Source organism: Aquamicrobium defluvii, from assembly GCF_004363725.1.
GTDB classification, from domain to species: Bacteria; Pseudomonadota; Alphaproteobacteria; order Rhizobiales; family Rhizobiaceae; genus Mesorhizobium; species Mesorhizobium defluvii.
In genome coordinates this window covers 105,816-123,644 of record NZ_SNZF01000006.1, presented here as the reverse complement: position 1 = coordinate 123,644, position 17,829 = coordinate 105,816, and the positions used below count along the sequence as shown (strand labels likewise).

Sequence of the window (17,829 nt, the reverse complement as noted above, 5' to 3'; positions counted from 1 at the left end):
GCATGTCGTCCGAAAGCGGGAACCGGTTTCGGGGCAGCGACATGCGTAAAAACAAGAGCTTAAAGCGCAAGGAGCGAATCTGAAGGATCGCGGCGCGCTTTAACACCTTCTGGCAATCGCTAACCCAGGTTAACCGGCACCCTTTGCGACTTCGCCTATGGTCCGGCCCTGAACCGGTTCGCATCCCCTCATGCGGGGCGTGGGCCGGGCGGGGCGAAGATTCTGTCGAACAAGGTGGATCATGGGGAGCTGGTCATGGCCGAACGCATTTCGTGTTTTGTGATGAGCGGCGGGGTGGGGTCGCGTCTGTGGCCTCTTTCGCGGGAAGACAATCCCAAGCAATTCCACGATCTGTCGGGCGACGGTTCCATGCTGGTGAAGACGGTGCGGCGGCTGAAGGCGCGTGAGACCGGCCATACGCCCATCCACGTCATCGCCGCCGAGCGCAATGCGGAGCGGATCCGCACCGACCTTGCCGGGCTGGATTTCAGCGGCGGCGGCCCCGTCTTCGAGCCTGTCGGACGCAACACCGCCGCGGCGGTGGCAATCGCGGCCCTGCACACCATCGCCAGCCATGGCGACGGCATGGTGCTCATCGTTCCGTCGGACCACGTCATTTCAACCGACCGGGATTTCTGGGAAAGCGTCGAAGCCGGCGTTCCCGCAGCTCAGGCCGGGCAGGTGGTGGTGTTCGGCATGAAGCCGATGCGCCCGGAAACCGGCTACGGCTATATCGAGGCGGGCGAGGCTTTTGCCGCGCAGGATCGCGCGGGAAACGGCGTCGATTGTCCCGGCGTGCGCCGCGTGGTCCGTTTTGTCGAGAAGCCGGACGCCGAAACGGCCGCACGCTACGTGGCGACCTCGGATTTCTTCTGGAACACCGGCATCTTCCTGTTCAGGGCGAGCGTCATCCGCGCCGCCTTCCTTCGCCATCACCGCGATATCTGGCTGCATGCGGAACGCGCGCTCGACATCGCCGTGCGCGACCTGTCGGGCATCTGGCTGCCGCTGGAGGCTTATGCCTCGATCCCTTCCATCTCGGTCGACTATGCCATCATGGAGCATCTGTGCAACATCGCCATGGTGCCGGCGGGTTTCCGCTGGAGCGATCTGGGATCGTGGCAGTCGCTGCTGGAGGCGAGCCCCACCGACGAGCGCGGCAATGTGGTGACCGGCGATGTCGTCGCCATCGACTGCGAGCGTTCCTATCTGCGCAGCAGCGGCAGGCTCCTGTCGGCTGTCGGGCTGAGGGACGTCGCCGTGGTGGCGACCGACGACGCCACCTTCGTCGCCCCCGTCGCCGAGAGCCAGAATGTCAGGCATGTCGTGGAGCAGCTTGAGAAATGGGGCCGGCTGGAGGTGAAGTTCACCCCCGCCCATGACCGCGTCGTGCTGCCCGGCGCATGGCGCCAGCGCGTCGCCCACTGGCTGTTCGAGGAGACGCTGCCGCGCTGGTCGACGGCCGGCGTGGACGAGCGCCATGGCGGCTTCCACGAGGCCGTCGCCTTCGACGGCACGCCGCTCGGCAAGCCCAAGCGCATGCGCACCATGGCGCGTCAGGTCTATGCCTATTCCGTCGCAAGGCTGCGCGGCTGGGATGGGCCGGCGGACGAGCTGATCGCGCATGGCATCGCCTTCATGGAAAAGGGGCGCACGCAACGCGGCGGCTGGGCGCGCACGCTCAATGTCGACGGCTCCATCGCAGACCCTTGCGAGGACGCCTACGACCATGCCTGCGTGCTGCTGGCCTTCGCCTGGGCCCACCGCGCCGGCAACAGGGATGCGCTGGCGCGCGGCGGGGAGGCCATGGCCTTCGTCGAAACCTGGCTGGAGGACGAGCGGCTGACCGGCTTCCTCGAAACCTGCGACGGCACCGATCTGCGCCGCTCCAACCCGCATATGCACATGCTGGAAGCGTTCCTCGCCTGGCATGAGGTCACCGGCGAGCGCGGCTATCTGCGCCGTGCCGCGCGCATCGTCGACCTGTTCAGGACGCATTTCTTCGACCCCGAAAGCTGGACGCTCGGCGAATATTTCGACAATGAGTGGAAGCCGGCGCAGGGCGGGCAGGGCCTGTGGACCGAGCCCGGCCATCACTTCGAATGGGCCTCGCTGCTGGTCGATTTCGCGGCCCGCAGCAAGCAGTCCGACCTCATCCGCTATGCACGCAAGCTCTATGCCTCGGCCGTGGCCAACGGGCTGAACCGCGCCACCGGGCTGGCCTATGGCGCCGTGTCGCGCGACGGGCTGCCGCTCGACCTGATCTCGCGAAGCTGGCCGCAGACCGAAGCGATCAAGGCGGCCATCGCGCTCGACCGCGCCGACGGGCCGGACCTGAAGCCGGAGATCGAGGCCCGCGTCGCGCGCCTGTTCCGCTGGCACATCGATCCGGCGCCGACCGGCTTCTGGATCGACCGCATAGACGAGCGCGGCAGGGCCGTGGCCAGCGAGGTGCCGGCCAGCATCTTCTACCATCTGGTGACGGCGCTGATGCAGTATCTCGACAAGACCGAAGGCGCGCTCGTCCATCCGCTGCCGGTCGCGGACAAGGGGCAGGCGCAAGAGACGGCGCGCCCGGCTCTGCGCGAGATCGCCTGATGGCGCCTACCTCGATTGGCCGTGTTTTCGCACACGGGACGCGGCGCTAGTCTTGAGGCGCAGGGGCAGGAGCAGGCAGGGGGCTAGGCCATGCTGGAACGGCAATGGGCGGCGGCAGCCAGAACCGAATGGCGCGGCGGCGGTTCGGCCGATTTCGTCGACCTGTCGGACATCCTATCCTTTTTCCGCAGGTACATCGTCTCGATCCTGATGTGCGCGCTGGTCGGCGTCGCGGGAGCCAGCCTCTACCTCGCCACCTCCGACCGCATTTTCACCGCCCGCACCCAGATCCTGATCGAGCCCAAGCTGCCGCAGTTCATGCAGCAGCAGATGGTGGAGGTGCATCTCTCCCTCGACACGGCCCAGATCGAAAGCCAGCTTGCGCTGCTGCGCTCGCAGAAGATCGCCATGATGGTGATCGACCGGCTCGACCTCGCGCACAACCCGGTCTTCACGGGTCCGGGCGGCTCGCGCCTCGGGCAGAGGCTGGAGAAGCTGCGGGCGCTGGCGACCGGCACGCCCTATGTTGCGCCACGCGCCGAAGACGTCGATGACGGGCTGACCCCGCAGCAGAGGGCGGCCGAGATCTTCGCCGCCAATCTCGATGTCCAGCGCGTCGGCGTCTCCTATGCCATCGACATCCATTTCAGGTCGCGGGACCCGACGCTGGCCGCGCGCATCGCCAACGCCACGGCGGACGCCTTCGTGCGCGAGCAGATGGAAAACCGCGCCGCCTCTGCCCGCGAGGGCGTGGCATGGCTGGAAAAGCGCATCGACGAGGCCGGCGCCCAGATGAACAAGGCGACACAGATCGCGCAGGAATTCCGCGCCACCTACGACTACCGCGTCGACCGGCCGGACGAGGCGGCCGGCACGGACAGCCGCACCGACGCCCCCACGCTGGAACAGCTCGAGGTTACGGCCGAGACCTATCGCAAGATGTATGAGAGCCTTCTGGCCGCCTACACCAGCGCCGTGAACCAGCAGCCCTTCCTCATCGCCAATTCGCGTGTCATCACGCCTGCGGTGCAGCCGACGGTGCAGAGCCATCCGCGCAAGCGGCTGACCCTGATCTTCGGCGCCTTCGCCGGGCTGATGCTCGGTGTCGGGGCTGCCTTCGTGCGCCACAGTCTCGACCGGACCCTGCGCACGCCACGCCAGATCGGCGAGGAGCTGGGGCTGGTGTGCATGGGCGAGCTGCCGCATCGCGGCTTCCGCAAGGCGGCGGGCCTCTGCGACGAGGTGATCCGCCATCCGCACTCCCCCTTCAGCACCGGCCTGAGGGGCGCGCGGGCCGTCATAAGCCTGGCCGATACCGGCAGGACGCAGCTTTGCATCGGCGTCACCTCCGCCCTGCCGGGCCGGGTGAAAAGCGCGGTCGCCGGCAATCTTGCAGCGCTTTACGCCGCATCCGGTGTGCCGACCCTGCTGATCGATCTGGATACGCAAGCGGCCCTGACGCGGGCCTTGCAGGACCAGCTTTCCCCCGCCGGCCAGCTTTCCCCCGCCGGCCAGCTTTCCCCCGCCGGCCAGCTTTCCCCCGCCGGCCCCCTTTCCCCCGCCGGCAAGGGAAGCGAGACCGGCCACCCGGCGGTGGCCGCCATCCAGACCGCTGCTCTCGCGGGCTTCGACTTCCTGCCGAACGGGGAGCGCGGGGCGCACAGCCTTGCCCTGCGGCCCAACATGCAGGCGCTGCTCGACACGCTGGACCGCTACACGGTGATCGTCGTCGATCTGCCTGCCTATGAGCACGGGGCCGACGCGTTGCTTGTCTGCCCGCTTCTCGATGGCGTCATGGTGGTGGCCGAGCGCGGCCGCGCGCCGCTGGACACGCTCGCCGACCTTGCCCGCACCCTGCGTATCGCCAACGCGCCGATAATGGGCGTCCTGCTGGCGCATGCGCGGCGTCTTCCCGGATTGCGCCTGCGTCGCCGGCGCGGCGGCAACCCGCCGCTCCGGCCGGCATGAGCACGGGCGCGCGCCATTGGGCGATCAACGGCCGGTTCCTGGCGCAGCCCGTCACCGGTGTGCAGCGCTATGCGCGCGAGGTGGTGCGCGCGCTCGATGCCCGCATCGCGGCCGGCGATCCGCTGGCGCGCAACCTGAGCGTCGAGCTGCTGGTGCCGCCGGACCGCAAGGACGAGCTTGCGCTTGGCGCGATCCGCACCCGCGTCATCGGCAGCTTCGGCGGCCATGGCTGGGAGCAGGCCGTGCTTCCGGCGAAGGTCAGGGGCGGCCTCGTCAGCCTGTGCAACACCGGGCCTCTGGCGACGGGCAGGCAGATCCTGTGCATCCACGACCTCAACACGCGCGCCTGTCCGCAAAGCTATGCGCTGCCGTTCCGCCTGCTCTATCGCACGCTGGTCCCGGCACTTGCCGCAAGGGTTCGGCACGTCACGACGGTGTCCGCATGCTCGGCCGGGCAACTTGTGCGCTACGGCCTGTGCAGGGCGCAGAAGATCACGATAGCGCCGGACGGTCACGAGCACGCCCTGCGCTGGGCGTCGCGCCATTCGATCCGCACGCAGCTTGCGGCGGGTCCCGGCACCGTCGTGCTCCTGGGCAGCCGCGCTCCTCACAAGAACATCGACCTTATCCTGGGCATGGGCGAGCGCCTTGCACAGGCCGGGCTGCGGGTCGCCGTGGTCGGGCTTTCGGATGGCCGCGTCTTCGGCAAGGCGCAGGAGCGGGAAGCCGCCAACATTGGCTGGCTCGGCCGGATCGGCGACGACGAGCTTGCCGCCTTGCTTGAGGATTGCCTGTGCCTCGCCTTTCCCTCGCTGGTCGAAGGCTTTGGCCTTCCCATGCTGGAAGCCATGGTCCGGGGCTGCCCGGTGGTGGCGTCGGATCGCGCCAGCCTTCCCGAGATCGGCGGCGATGCGGTGCTCTACGCGCCGCCCGACCGTGCCGACATCTGGTTCGAGCGCTTCATGCAACTGGCCGAGGATTCGGCGCTGAGGCACGCCATGATCGCGCGCGGCCGGGGGCAGGCCGAAAAATTCAGCTGGGACGACACGGCGAAGCGTTATCTGGAGTTGATGGCCGGTATGGACGGGCTGCCGCTCGCCGCTGGAGCGGTTCCGGCAAAAGTGGGAAGCGGTTTTGCGTCCGGAACTGCGCGGAAACAAACAGACAGGTCATTTCATCGATTCCGTGAAACGATGAAATGATCCATCGGCGCGCCGGCCAGACCCTCGCTCGTTTCGGCGACCACGCGCTCGAAGCTGTAGGCCCCGGCGTAGCGCGCCGCCGCTTCCTGCGCGGCGCGCAGCGCATCGGGGTTGCCGAGCAGGGTGGCGATGCTTTCGCGGTCGAGCGGCAGCACGCAGCCTTCGTAGCCGGGCAGCAGGCCGGTGAGCGCGCCGGGCGCAGCAAAGACCGGACGGCCGGCCGAAAGCGCCTCGATCAGCTTGATCTTGGTGCCGGTGCCCTCGACGGGGCAGATCGCGGCGCGGGCTTTTGCATAGAGGGAGGCAAGATCATCGACGAAGCCCAGAAGTTGCACCCCGTTTCCCGGCGTCAGCCGCCGGTCGCGGCACACGCTGCCGGCAATGGCGATCTTCAGCGGCAGGTTCCATTTCTCGTATGCGGTGAGGAAGCCGCTGATCGCGTCCCCGTTCCAGCGGTTGTTGGAGCCGACGAAGACGAGATCGTAGACGGGCTGCGCATTCGCTGCCGCCTTCATGGTCCAGCTTCGCAGCGAGGGCGGCACGATGCGCACGCGCTCGCGCGCCAGCATGGAGCGCAGGAACTGGCCTTCGCCATAGGAGATCGACCAGATTTCGTCGGCCTGGCCGAGATAGAAGAGCTCGCGCCTGAGCGTCAGCATCGAGCGCGCGTTCAGCCGCCCCGCCGGCGCCCCGGCCATCGCCTCCAGCGCCGACAGGTCGTGCGTGTCGACGATCATGCGCGGGCCGGGCGTGCCGTTGAGATGGGAAATGCCCCATGGATAGCTGACCAGCGCCAGCTTCAGGTCGGGGTCGCGCTGCAACCTGTCGAATTCCGGCGTCAGCCGTGGCAGCCAGGTGCGCAGGGCGCGGTTGCCCGGCCAGCTGCCGAAATAGGCGATCACGCCCTTGAGCTTCTGGACGAAGGCCAGCTTCCAGTTCCACTCGTCGAGCACGAGGTCGACGCCGGGAAAACGGGCACGGAAGGTGTCGATGCCCTTCGCGTTCCACGGCCATTGGCTATGGTTGCGATAGGAATAGACGGCCACGCGCCAGCCAAGGGCAAGCAGCATTTCAAGGTCCTGGCAGGCGCGCACATGGCAGCCGTCGGTCATGGTGCTGAAACAGCCTGCGAAGAAGAAGATAGCGAGATTCCGCTTCTCCACTCGTGCCTCCCGCGGCTTCGGTTTTCCGGGCAGTGTCGGCGGAATCTCAATCCGAAATCATTGACGAGTCAAACGGATCGTGAGGCAATGGCCTACCGTTTCCGGATGATCCCGATATGGATGGCGCAACAGCCGGGGCAATGAAATGGGCGAGGGTGGCCAGCGGGCAAGAATTTTTATCAACGGTCGTTTCCTGCGCGGGCCCATCACCGGAACCTCACGCGTGGCCGAGGAGGTTCTGGCCGCATGGGACAGGGCGATAGCGGCCGGCGACGAACGTTTTTCCGGCTTTTCGATCGAGGTGCTGTGTCCGGGCAATGCCGTGCGCTCGCTGCCGCTGAAGGCGATCCCGATCCGCCGCCGGGACCTTATCGGCGGCAAGTTCTGGGAGCCGGTCGACCTCGGCCTGATGGCATGGAAGGGAACGCTGGTGAACTTCGCCAATGTCGCCCCGCTCTGGCATCCGCGCGCGCTCACCTATCTGCACGACGCGCAGATGTTCCTCTATCCGCAGTCCTATCCGCCCGGCGAACTGCGCACCCATCGCCCGCTGATGCGGCTTGCCGGGCGCATGTCGCGCCGGGTCGTCACCGTTTCGGAGTTTTCGAGCCGCATGCTCCAGCGCTTCGGGATCGCGCCGGCTTCGAAGATCGCCGTCATCCACAATGGCGCGGACCATATCCTGCGGGTCTCGCCCGACAATTCCGTGCTTGCGCGGTTCGGCCTGCGGCCGCACGGCTATGTGCTGATGCTGGGCAGCGCCTTTGCCTACAAGAATGTCGAGGTGATCTATCGCGCCTTCGCCCGCATGGGAAAAAGCCCGATCAGGCTGGCGGTGATTGCAAGGGCCGATCTGCGCAAGGCTGTCGGTGCCGTGCAGGAGGTCGGCGACAGGCTCGTCGTCGTCTCCGACGTCAGCGACGCGGATTTGCGTGCGCTCTACCAGCATGCGCTGGTTTTCGTGCAGCCGGCGCGGACCGAGGGGTTCGCGATGACCCAGCTCGAGGCGCTCAATTCGGGCGCGCCCGTCATCACCTGCGCGCTGGGCAGCATGCCGGAAGTGCTGGGCGACGATGTCGTCTATGCCGATGCGGATTCGCCGGAAGCGTGGGCCGGGGCCATCGAGCGCTTCGGGCGCGAGCCGCGCTTGCGCGCCGGCATGGTGGCGCGGGGGCAGGCGATGGCCGCGCGCTACACATGGGAAAGGACGGCCGATGCGCTGTGGCGCGAGGTGAGCCGGGTCGCCAAAGGAGGTTAGCAGGGGCTGCCAACACAACCGGCCGGACAGCCAGGCCAGCATTTTGTCGTAATCCCTGCTCCACCCCTCCGCATCGCTACCACTATTGAGCCGCTTGCGGGTGGGCCGCCCTCTTCGACATCCTGCATGGACAAGAACAAGCGGGCACAAACGGGCGGCAAGGGGCGTTTTTGGCATGTCGATCAGGGAAAGATCTTATGCCGGAAGCAGCGCGCTTCCGGGACGGGGGCGGTCATTTCTGGACCGCAGGCGCATTCCGGCTTCAGGTTTCCAGCGGCAAAAGCCGGCTGAGATGCAGGATGCGGCGGTTTCCATACCGGCGGCCGCATCGAGCGGCTTCGTCCACGTCTGGTCGCATCCGCTGGGCGGCAGGCCGAAGCGGGCGCTCGACATTGCGGTCGCCGCCACGGCGCTGATCGCGGCGCTGCCGCTGATGCTGGTGGTCGCCCTGCTCATCAGGCTGACCTCCAGAGGGCCCGTCATCTTCTCCCACCAGCGGATCGGCTTCAACGGCAGCACGTTTCGCTGCTACAAGTTCCGCACCATGGTCAGGGACGCCGAGGAGCGCCTTCATGCGCATCTGGCCGCCGATCCGCAGGCCGCCGAGGAATGGCGCAGGTCCCGCAAGCTGAAGCGCGATCCGCGCCTCACGGTACCGGGCAGCCTGCTGCGCAAGTCCAGCCTCGACGAACTGCCGCAGCTCTTCAACATCCTGCGCGGCGACATGAGCTGCGTCGGTCCCCGGCCGATCGTTGCCGAGGAATTGCGCCGCTACGGCCCCGTCGCGAAGGACTACCTGCGCACCAGGCCCGGCCTCACCGGCCTGTGGCAGGTCACCGGGCGCGATTCGGTCGACTATGCCGGACGCGTGCTGCTCGATGCGCAATATGTGCGCAACTGGTCGATGCGCACCGACTTTCTGATCCTCATCCGGACGGCCGGCGCGGTGATGAAGTTCGACCGGGCTTCCTGAGGCCGGCCTGCCGTGCCGATGGCCGGCCGGGCCGATCCGGATCGCTGTCGGAAGCGGTGTCGATGTCGGTCCTGCCCCCGGTGTCCGTGCTGCGATTGTCCGTCCTGCGATGGGTGAGCACCGTGAGGCCGAGGCCGATCAGGTAGCACCCCTGCAAGGTCAGGATCAGGTAAAGGGTTCTGAGGAAGATGAGCTTGAGCGACGAACCGAGGAAGACGCCGGTCAGGATCGACACCATGACCACGATGAGCGTGAAGACGAGGATTGCAGGCGCGAGGAAACGTGCGCCGATGAAAATCCCAGCCGCGCCGACCGCGATGAGTGCCAGGGTCACACAGCTCTCCTTCGTGTTGCATTTGCATCGTGACCCGCCTCTTGCAGAAACAACCAGACTCGCCGCCATCTGTGAAGTGGGTTTTAACGCCACAGGGCGCGCCGGATACGGTCGCATCGCGGCCTGCGGGGGCTGAAAGGCCATGCAGCCCTCGGTCGCCGGGATCGTCGTGTGCGCGTGCATCGTCGTTTTCGTGCGTCTCATGGGGTGGTCGATGGTCGTGGCCTTCATGGCTTCGCTTGCCTTCGGAGCCACGGCCATCGGAACGCTCTCCGCGCTCGGCGGGTCTTCGCCGCAGATCTACACGGTCTTTGCCGTGCTGCTTCTGGTGACGGCCGTGGCGCGCAAGGGCATCTGGCGTGAACTGGCGGCGGTTTTCAGCCGTATCGGCGCCGCCCCGGTGATCGTGGTGCTGATGTTCCATGCGCTGATCGGAGCGATCCTGTTTCCGAGGCTGTTTGCGGGGCAGACCAGCGTCTTCATCGCATCGCGCACCAGCCGCGGCGTCTATGAGACGGCGCTCGGGCCGTCCTCCGCGAATGTCACCCAGACCGCCTATTTCACGCTCGGGGTTCTCGTCTTCGTCGCCCTTTGCCTGCTGCTGCGCCGCCGGGAAGCGCTTGTCGACGTCAAGCGGGGGTTCTTCCTCTGGTTCGGGCTGCACACGGCCATGGGCGTGCTGGACCTCGCCGGCAAGATGGCGGGGGCGGGGGACGTGCTGGCCCCGATCCGCACCGCCAGCTATGCGATGCTCACGCTCACCAGGGAGGGCGGCTTCTGGCGCATCGCCGGCTCCTATTCGGAGGCGTCCACCTTCGGCGCGGTGTCGCTGGCCGGGCTGGCCTTCAGCTACACCTACTGGCGCAGGACGAACTCACGTTTCGCGGCAGCGATTGCAGCGGCGCTGTTCCTGCTGCTCCTGTTGTCCACCTCGACGACGGCCTATGTCGGGCTTGCATTGATCGGCATTCCCGTGGCGCTGTCGCTCGCCCGCTCGCTGGCCTCGGCCAGGCCCACCCGGCAGGACGTCCTTCTGGTGGCGGTGATGGCCTTCCTTTGCCTCGCGGTGATGGCCGTCAGCCTCTGGAGCGCGCAGTTCTTCGAGCCGCTGCTGCGGCTCATCGACCAGATGGTCACCCACAAGATGGCCTCCGCTTCCGGGCAGGAGCGCGCCTACTGGAACTACAAGAGCATGCAGGCTTTCTTCGACACCAGCGGGCTCGGCATCGGCCTCGGAAGCTCGCGCGCGTCGAGCTGGCCGATCGCGGTGCTGTCGCAGCTCGGCGTGGTCGGCGCGACGCTGATCGCCATGCTGCTGGCGGCGCTGCTGTGGCTGCCCGGCCGGGCGCGGCGCGCTGTCGACGCCGAGGCGGATGCGATCATGGCGAGCGCGCGGGCAGGCGCGCTGGCCTCGCTGCTGGCGGCATCGCTCGCCGGCGGCCTTGCCGATCCGGGCATGGGGTTCTTTGTGCCGCTGGCGGTGGTGATGGCCTGCTGCGCGCGCATATGGGTGAGCCCGCCGCCGCACGGGCAGGCGTTCGGCCAGCCCGGCCCGCTGCTTCCGGCGTCGGGGTAACGGTCTTTTTTATCGAGCCGTGGAACTGCCGCCGGCAATGTCGGCGGAACCCACCTCCAGCGAGGTGGGGCCGATGGCCGAGGTTCCCGGCCCGCCATCCGTCGCGCTGCCGATCGCCTTCAGGTACTCCGGCGGCATCGGGATCTCGACCTTCACCGTATCGCCCGGCAGCACCGGGGTCGCCATGGTCGCCTCGATTTCGGATACGGTTCCGTCGGCAGCCGGCCTGTAGATCGTATAGAGCGGCTCGGCCTGCTCCATGCTGGCGCGGCGGGCCATCAGGCGCGGCGCGGCCAGTTCCGATTCGAAGATCAGCCGCGCGGTGGTCTCGGCCTTGCGGTCGAGCGCGTCGAGTTCCACCTGCGTGTCGCGCAGCGCGCCGGTGATCTCGTTGCGCCGCGAATCCTGCAATTCGATGATCTGGATTTCGGTCCGGCTGATTTCCTGCCGGCTGCGCAGCAGGCTGGTTTCGGCGGCAAGCCGCTCGCTCTGTATCTGCGCCAGCGCGCGTTCGAGGGAAAGCTCCCGGGGGGCGGCGGCAAGCCCGCGCTGCACCAGCGAAGACACGCTGCCCAGTTCCTTCTGGACAAGCTCGATCTGCTTGTCGAGGAACACCAGCTGCGCCCCGAGCGAGGTCACTTCCTTTTCGAGGAAGTCGCGCAGGTTGCTCAGGGCCCGCACCTGCGTCTCAAGACCTTCCTTGCGCGCCTTGAAGATGGATTCCTCCTGCCTCATCAGCAGGGCGACCTCGCTGTCGTCGCGAAGTGCGGCAAGTTGCGGCGGGAAGTCGATAGCGATGGCCTGCGCCAGTTCCGCCTCCAGCCGCGCCTTGCGCGCCAGCAGGTTGATCTTGCTGAGCCCGATCAGCTTCGCTTCGCCCTGCCCCTGGATGATCTCGCGCTCGTAGCGGTCCATGCGCTCCTCGCGCACCTTGATGCCGCCGGCGATGCCCAGCGCCTGCATCACGGTCAGGCCGGGACGATAGGCGAATTCGCCGGACTGGGTGACCTGCCCCAGAATGTAGAAGGGGCGGTACTGCACCACTTCGACGGCGGTGTCGGGCTTGCGGCCAAGCCCCATGTTGCGCACGAGGCTGTCGCCGATGATGCCGGCAAGCTCCGCGGTGGTGCGCCCGGCCGCATCGACTTCGCCGGCCAGCGGCAGCGAGAGCGAGCCTGAGGCGCTGACGATGAACACGTCGTTGAGCGCGGTCCATTCGAACACGGTGTCGCGCGAGGCGCGCCATTCGTAGACCTTGACGCGGATCTTGTCCTGCGCACCCAGCCGGTAGTCTTCGCCATGGGTGGGTCCAGCGCCAAGCACAAGCGTGGCCGAGGCCACGCAGATCGACAGGAAGGTGCCGGGACGCGATGAGATGATCGGGGTGAAGCGCAGCATGGTTCCTGTTCCGTCGCTAGATTTCGAGGATGTATTCCGGATCGACGCGCCCCTTCAGCAGATGGCCGAGGGCCATGAGGTTGCCGCGCAGGCGCCCGCGCCGGTCTATGTGGGTTTCGGGGCGGATGCTGCGCACGGTGTTGGCGGCGATGTTGCGCGCCATCAGCTTCAGCGCGAAGCCGGCGGGCATCGTGCCCTTGCGCAGCAGGTAGACGGGGTTGGCGACCTGCGAATAGCCGAAGCGCATGCCGCTGACGCGCCCGCCTCTGACCGCCATGTGAACGCTGCGGATGGCCGGCAGGCAGACCACCCTGCCGCGCCGACCAAGCTGGGTGGTGAAGTCGATATCCTCCTGCCAGCTGTAGAGCGCCAGCCGCTCGTCGAAGCGCAGGTCGCCGATCATCGCTGTGCGGATCGTCATGTTGCCGCCTTGCGCGCCCACCTGATCGAACGCGCGGCTGTCTGCCTTTCCGCGGGCTTCGGCCGTGCGCAGCGCCTCCACCCCGTCCGCCCACGGGATTTCCCCGGTCGTCGCGCCATCCCATATGATATTGCCCATCACCACCGCCCAGTCCGGGTTCTGCGCCAGCGCGCGGCCGGCGCGTTCCAGATAGTCCGTCGCGGGGATCAGGTCGTCGTCGAGATAGGTGATGAAATCGAAGCGCCCGAGCGCCATCTCAAGACCGCGATTGCGCTGCGCCGCAATGCATTTGACGCCGAACACCGTGCGGACGGGAAAGCGCGTCCCGACATCGGGAACCTGCGTCTCGTCCGTCGTCGAGATGATGACCTCGTCCGGCAATCTGCTCTGCTTTCCAAGCCACTGGAGCAGGCGGGCCAGAACTTCCCGGCGTCCATAGGTCGGGATGATCACCGCATGTGAAAGTGCCATTATACGCTTCCCCCTTGCCCCGAGGCACACTGTCGCCGGCAACGATCCTAGTTGTCGCGGGCGCGGGAAACAGCCTGCTAATAAGGTGTCGGTTGCGGCGTTCATAGCTCCATGGAGGTAGCGGCTTTACGCCTTTGGGCTGTGCCGGCATCGCCGTTCTTCACCCTTCACGCCATTAGACCAGCTTGTTCCTTCACCTTGCCCCATAGGAAACTCGGGCTCACGCCCTTCGCGGAACGGGCGCTCGAATGGGGTGGGTTTCCGTCATGCATCAGGCACGCCAGACCGAATGGGCGCGCGTTGCGCGTCTCGACGCACAGTGGGAAGGGCCGGCCGACAGCGAACTTCACGCGCCTGCGGTCGACCGCAACGCGCGCATCGCCGTGGTCCATGACTGGTGCCCGAATTTTCGCGGCGGCGAACGGGTGCTGGCGCGCATATGCGCCGTGTTTCCGAACGCGGAGGTCTTCACCCTGTTCGACTTCCTCCCGCGCGAGGTGAAGGAGGAATATTTCCCCGATGTGACCTTCCACACCTCGGTCGCCAACAGGCTGCCGCTGGTGCGCAAATATCACCGGGCGCTGTTCTTCCTCTGCCCGTTCCTAATCGAGCAGTTCGACGTCACCGGCTACGATGCCGTCATCTCGTCCTCGGCGGCCTTCTCCAGAGGGGTGCTGACCCGGCCGGACCAGCCGCATCTGTGCTACGTCCACAGCCCCATCCGCTATGCGTGGGACGAGCAGTTCTCCTACCTCCGGCAGGGCCGGTTCGGCTTCGGGCCGAAGGGCCTCGCCTTCCGCTACCTGCTGCACAAGCTGCGCATGTGGGACATGCGCACGGCCCACGGGCCGGACCTGATGCTGGCCAATTCGAGCTATGTGCGCTCGCGCATCCGGCGCATCTATGGGCGCGAGGCCATGGTTGTCCATCCGCCGGTGCCCACGGGCGAGCTCTACTATGTGCCGGCCAAGGAGGATTACTACGTCACCGCCGCCTTCCACGCGCCCTACAAGCGGCTGGATGTCGTCATCGACGCTTTCACCCGCATGCCGTCGCGGCGCCTCGTGGTGGTGGGCGACGAGGCGCAGTCGAAGCATCTGCGCTCGCGCGCCGGTCCCAATATCAGCTTCACCGGCCATCTGCCGCGCAAGGACTATGTAAGCCATATCGCCCATGCGCGTGCGATGGTGTTCGCCGGCTGCGAGGACTTCGGCATCACGCTGGCCGAGGCGCAGTTCTGCGGAACGCCGCTGATCGCCTTCGGCCGGGGGGGCGCCGCCGACATCGTGAGGCCGCTCGGGCAGGCGCGAAAGCCGACCGGCGTGCTTTTCTCCCGTCAGGACGCGCAAAGCCTCACCGAGGCGATCGAACATTTCGAGGCCAACGAAGCGACGGTCACGCCGCTCGCCTGCCACTTCAATGCCGAGCGTTTTTCGGAGGCGCGTTTCGACCGCGAGATATTGCAGGCCATGGCCTCGCTGCCGTCCACGCGGACTTAAGGTTGCGCCTTGATTTCTGAAAACAGCAGCGGATGGGCCGCGCGGAACTCGTCCGAGCCGGCGAGTTCCAGCGCCAGTTGCAGCGGCGTCAGCTCGCGGCGGCCGAGGCGGGCAAGATAATCCGACAGGCCCCGGCCATCGGGCTCGCGCCCGAGCAGCAGCATATAGATGCCCTTTATGTAATCCGCGTTCGTCATGCGCTCGACGGGTTGCGCCTGCCGGAACTCGCGCGTCTCCATAAGCTTTGCCAGCATTTCGGTGATGCCCTGTCCGCGTTTCATTGCCAGTGAATCGCGCCATTGCTCGGCAGGGGTCGGCAGGCGGTGCAGGGCGAGGCAATAGAGATAGGCCACCTGATTGGCACGATTGACCACGGTGCTGTTCAGCGACTTCCGGTCGCAACCGGCGGCGGCGGGTGGCGCGGTCGTCAGGGCTTCCGCATTGCCGCCTCCCGCGATGAACCCCCTGGCCGTGCCGTAGGCCAGCTTGACACCGTCCGGCGTCCATCTGCCGTCCTCCGTCTTGCGCAGGCGCACGAGGCCCATCACCGCCTCGAAGCTCGGTGCCCAGTAGGGCTCGTCCAGAAGCTCGTAGATGTGGGCGGCCTCGATGCGGTATTCGGCCCGCAGGTCGCGAAACTGGCGCATCATGTCCAGCAGCCCGTCGGCCTGGTCCTGCTCGCCCTTTTCGCTGGAACGGTTGAACTCGGTGATCCAGACCGGCTTGCCGAACTGCCTGAGATATTCGAGCGGCCGTTTCAGGTCGTCGCCATAATGGTGCCAGACCGATATGTCCCAGTCGATGCCGTCCGCCTTCATGCGCTCGAAGGCCCCGGTGTGGCCCCAGCCGGCGGTGCCCATCGCCTTGCGGATCGTGGGGTCCGCCGCCTCGGCTCCGTCGGAGAGGCCGCGCAGCACGGCGCTCACCTGCTTCCATCGCGGCGTGAAATAATGCGAAGGATCGTCGCCCCCGGCCGTCCCCCACGAACAGTCGTATTGCGTGCCGTCGTCGCGCATCTCGCAGGCCGTGATCAGCGCGTGGATTTCCATCTCGTTGCCGAGCTCCCACACGCGTATGTCGTCCCTGAAGCGCGACACCAGCGTCACCGCCATGGCGTAGGACTTTGCGTAGAGATCGCCGGCCGTCTCCGCGTCGAGGTCGAGATCGGGCGTGATCACCGGCAAGATGTCGATGCCGCGCGCCTTTGCCTGCTTCACCAGCGCCGCCAGCCCGGCAATATGGTCGAGGCTGGAAACGTTCACCCGGTAGGATGTCATGCCCAGATCGCGCACATAGTCGAGCTGCTGCTCGAAGGAGATGTCGGGATAGGCCGTGAAGGGGTGACCGTTCACGCCCCATTGAAGGTCGGCGCTCCACGCGGCGGTCACGCCGAGCAGCCCGGCCAGAGCCATGCAGAGCCGTGCGATCATGGCGCCTCGCTCCAAAGCATGTCGCCCGAAAGTGGGAACCGGTTTCGGGATGACGACATGCGTAAAAACAAGAGCTTAAAGCGCAAGGAGCGATCGCGAAGATCGCGGCGCGCTTCAGCCCCCACCTCCCGTGAGCACGCTCGCAAAAATTTCGGCAATCCGCGCGGTCGTCTGTGCGTCCACCTTGCGTGAGGTCGGCAGGTTGATGCCGCAGGCCGAAAGCCGCGCGCTTTCCGGACATTTCCGGGCATAGCGCCGGTAGGCCGGCATGGAGGAGAGGCCGTGGAAGAAAGGCCGCAGGTCGATGTTCGCCTGCCTGCACGCCTCGATGAGCCGTGGCCGCGCTTCCGCCGGCACCAGCGCGCAGGAGAACCACGTCACCGGCGCATGCCTTGACGGCATGGGTGGCGGGAAGGCGATGCCCGGCAGGTGCCCGAGCGCCGCCTCATAGCCCTCATGCACCTTGCGGCGCATGTTCAGGAAGGCGTCCATGCGGTCGAGCTGGGCGCAGCCGATCGATGCCTGGAGATTGGTCATGCGGAAATTATAGCCCGCTTCCTCGTGCCAGTAGCGGCGCTCCGGGCGCATGCCGTGGTCGCGCAGCATCCGCATGCGCCGGGCGAGGTCGGCGTCGTTTGTCACGCAGATGCCGCCTTCACCGGTAGTGACGATCTTGTTGGCGAAGAAGGAGAAGCTGGCCACATCCGAGAACGATCCGACCGGCTGGCCGTCATAGCTTGCGCCATGGGCCTCCGCGCAATCCTCGATGACGAACAGGCCGTGCCGCAGCGCGAGGTCGCGGATTTCGGTCATCGGAGCCGGCCGGCCGAACACATGCACCGGCATCACCGCCCGCGTGCGCGGCGTGATCGCGCGCTCTATGGCCTCGGGCGAAACGCACCAGGTCAGCGGATCGCCATCGACCAGTACCGGCGTTGCGCCAAGGTGGATGACCACATTGGCCGAGGCGGCGAAGGTCAGGTCCGGCACGATCACCTCGTCGCCGGGGCCGATGCCGAGTGCGGCCAGCGCCAGATGCAGGGACACCGTGCCGTTGGAGGTGGCGACGCCGTGGCTCATGCCGGTGCGCGCGGCGAAGGAGGTTTCGAACCGCGTGATGTAATCGCCGGTCGAGGAAATCCATGTCGAGAGGAACGCATCCATGAGATTGCGCAGTTCGGCATGGGAAAGATCGGGCTCGGCCACCGGCAGGAACGCAGCGCCCGGCCGCTTCTCGATGCCGACAATGCGCCGCCGCGCATCCAGCACCGGCGCAACGGGCGAATCCGCATCGTCGAGGCTGCCGGGCCTGACGATCCCGCTAAGGCTGGCGTTGCCGAGATGCGCGCCCTCGCGCAACGCCTGCCGCAGGTCGCCGAGCGTCAGGCGGCCCAATGCCTCGCCATCGCCGCCGGTCACGAAGACCAGCCCGAACCCGTTGTCGAGCGCGCGTTCGATGGCCGTCCACAGGCTGTCCGTGGCGCGGCAGACGAAACCGTCAGCCGCCGCTTGCGTGCCTGTCACATGGAGGTTCATGG

General features: G+C 66.9%; 13 protein-coding genes. 7 read left to right on the top strand and 6 right to left on the bottom strand.

Annotated features, from left to right (window positions below; genetic code table 11):
- Positions 1 to 255: 255 nt before the first annotated feature.
- The 3 genes from DES43_RS06630 (at position 256) to DES43_RS06620 (ending at position 5,768) form a co-directional block, all read left to right on the top strand.
- Positions 256 to 2,598: an AGE family epimerase/isomerase gene (locus DES43_RS06630; RefSeq protein ID WP_035024819.1), complete on the top strand. Its 2,343-nt coding sequence runs from the start codon at positions 256 to 258 to the stop codon at positions 2,596 to 2,598.
- A gap of 90 nt (positions 2,599 to 2,688) precedes the next feature.
- Entirely contained in the window at positions 2,689 to 4,566 is a 1,878-nt protein-coding gene (locus DES43_RS06625) for a GumC family protein (RefSeq protein ID WP_035024817.1), read from the top strand.
- On the top strand, positions 4,563 to 5,768 hold the full coding sequence (locus DES43_RS06620) for a glycosyltransferase family 4 protein (RefSeq protein ID WP_133674867.1): 1,206 nt from the start codon (positions 4,563 to 4,565) through the stop codon (positions 5,766 to 5,768). The genes DES43_RS06625 and DES43_RS06620 overlap by 4 nt, the downstream gene beginning before the upstream one ends.
- Here the strand turns inward: DES43_RS06620 and DES43_RS06615 are convergent.
- The gene (locus DES43_RS06615) at positions 5,741 to 6,931 is read right to left on the bottom strand and encodes a glycosyltransferase (protein ID WP_035024814.1); all 1,191 of its coding nucleotides are present in this window, start codon (positions 6,929 to 6,931) and stop codon (positions 5,741 to 5,743) included. The genes DES43_RS06620 and DES43_RS06615 overlap by 28 nt on opposite strands.
- Positions 6,932 to 7,154: 223 nt before the next feature.
- On the opposite strand from DES43_RS06615, the gene DES43_RS06610 reads away from it, so the two are divergent.
- Positions 7,155 to 8,189, top strand: a complete 1,035-nt coding sequence (locus tag DES43_RS06610; protein WP_166647711.1) for a glycosyltransferase family 4 protein — start codon at positions 7,155 to 7,157, stop codon at positions 8,187 to 8,189.
- Between the two features lie 292 nt (positions 8,190 to 8,481).
- Positions 8,482 to 9,162: a sugar transferase gene (locus DES43_RS06605; protein ID WP_084496435.1), complete on the top strand. Its 681-nt coding sequence runs from the start codon at positions 8,482 to 8,484 to the stop codon at positions 9,160 to 9,162.
- Here the strand turns inward: DES43_RS06605 and DES43_RS22665 are convergent.
- Positions 9,116 to 9,496: a hypothetical protein gene (locus tag DES43_RS22665; RefSeq protein WP_036993307.1), complete on the bottom strand. Its 381-nt coding sequence runs from the start codon at positions 9,494 to 9,496 to the stop codon at positions 9,116 to 9,118. The two genes, DES43_RS06605 and DES43_RS22665, sit on opposite strands and share 47 nt — an antisense overlap.
- Positions 9,497 to 9,638: 142 nt before the next feature.
- Here DES43_RS22665 and DES43_RS06595 point away from each other — a divergent pair, with 142 nt between their 5' ends.
- Entirely contained in the window at positions 9,639 to 11,072 is a 1,434-nt protein-coding gene (locus tag DES43_RS06595; protein ID WP_063608053.1) for a hypothetical protein, read from the top strand.
- Positions 11,073 to 11,081: 9 nt separating this feature from the next.
- Here DES43_RS06595 and DES43_RS06590 read toward each other — a convergent pair whose 3' ends face one another.
- Complete coding sequence (locus DES43_RS06590) at positions 11,082 to 12,470, bottom strand: polysaccharide biosynthesis/export family protein (RefSeq protein ID WP_051520450.1); 1,389 nt, start codon at positions 12,468 to 12,470, stop codon at positions 11,082 to 11,084.
- A gap of 16 nt (positions 12,471 to 12,486) precedes the next feature.
- Positions 12,487 to 13,362 (bottom strand): glycosyltransferase family 2 protein, encoded by an 876-nt coding sequence (locus DES43_RS06585; protein ID WP_035024811.1) that lies wholly within the window; start codon positions 13,360 to 13,362, stop codon positions 12,487 to 12,489.
- Between the two features lie 266 nt (positions 13,363 to 13,628).
- Between DES43_RS06585 and DES43_RS06580 the strand changes: the two genes are divergently transcribed.
- The gene (locus tag DES43_RS06580) at positions 13,629 to 14,861 is read left to right on the top strand and encodes a glycosyltransferase (protein ID WP_035025036.1); all 1,233 of its coding nucleotides are present in this window, start codon (positions 13,629 to 13,631) and stop codon (positions 14,859 to 14,861) included.
- On the opposite strand, the gene DES43_RS06575 is transcribed toward DES43_RS06580, so the two are convergent.
- Positions 14,858 to 16,291: a DUF4214 domain-containing protein gene (locus tag DES43_RS06575; RefSeq protein ID WP_035024808.1), complete on the bottom strand. Its 1,434-nt coding sequence runs from the start codon at positions 16,289 to 16,291 to the stop codon at positions 14,858 to 14,860. The two genes, DES43_RS06580 and DES43_RS06575, sit on opposite strands and share 4 nt — an antisense overlap.
- 114 nt (positions 16,292 to 16,405) lie before the next feature.
- On the bottom strand, positions 16,406 to 17,827 hold the full coding sequence (locus DES43_RS06570; RefSeq protein WP_133674866.1) for an aminotransferase class I/II-fold pyridoxal phosphate-dependent enzyme: 1,422 nt from the start codon (positions 17,825 to 17,827) through the stop codon (positions 16,406 to 16,408).
- Between the last annotated feature and the right edge of the window lie 2 nt (positions 17,828 to 17,829).

What these genes read in the sequence shown, in the direction of transcription:
- DES43_RS06630 (WP_035024819.1), top strand. Translation starts at nt 256, where the DNA reads ATGGCCGAACGCATTTCGTGTTTTGTGATGAGCGGCGGGGTGGGGTCG.
- DES43_RS06625 (WP_035024817.1), top strand. Translation starts at nt 2,689, where the DNA reads ATGCTGGAACGGCAATGGGCGGCGGCAGCCAGAACCGAATGGCGCGGC.
- DES43_RS06620 (WP_133674867.1), top strand. Translation starts at nt 4,563, where the DNA reads ATGAGCACGGGCGCGCGCCATTGGGCGATCAACGGCCGGTTCCTGGCG.
- DES43_RS06605 (WP_084496435.1), top strand. Translation starts at nt 8,482, where the DNA reads ATGCAGGATGCGGCGGTTTCCATACCGGCGGCCGCATCGAGCGGCTTC.
- DES43_RS06595 (WP_063608053.1), top strand. Translation starts at nt 9,639, where the DNA reads ATGCAGCCCTCGGTCGCCGGGATCGTCGTGTGCGCGTGCATCGTCGTT.
- DES43_RS06590 (WP_051520450.1), bottom strand. Translation starts at nt 12,470, where the DNA reads ATGCTGCGCTTCACCCCGATCATCTCATCGCGTCCCGGCACCTTCCTG.
- DES43_RS06585 (WP_035024811.1), bottom strand. Translation starts at nt 13,362, where the DNA reads ATGGCACTTTCACATGCGGTGATCATCCCGACCTATGGACGCCGGGAA.
- DES43_RS06580 (WP_035025036.1), top strand. Translation starts at nt 13,629, where the DNA reads ATGCATCAGGCACGCCAGACCGAATGGGCGCGCGTTGCGCGTCTCGAC.
- DES43_RS06575 (WP_035024808.1), bottom strand. Translation starts at nt 16,291, where the DNA reads ATGATCGCACGGCTCTGCATGGCTCTGGCCGGGCTGCTCGGCGTGACC.
- DES43_RS06570 (WP_133674866.1), bottom strand. Translation starts at nt 17,827, where the DNA reads ATGAACCTCCATGTGACAGGCACGCAAGCGGCGGCTGACGGTTTCGTC.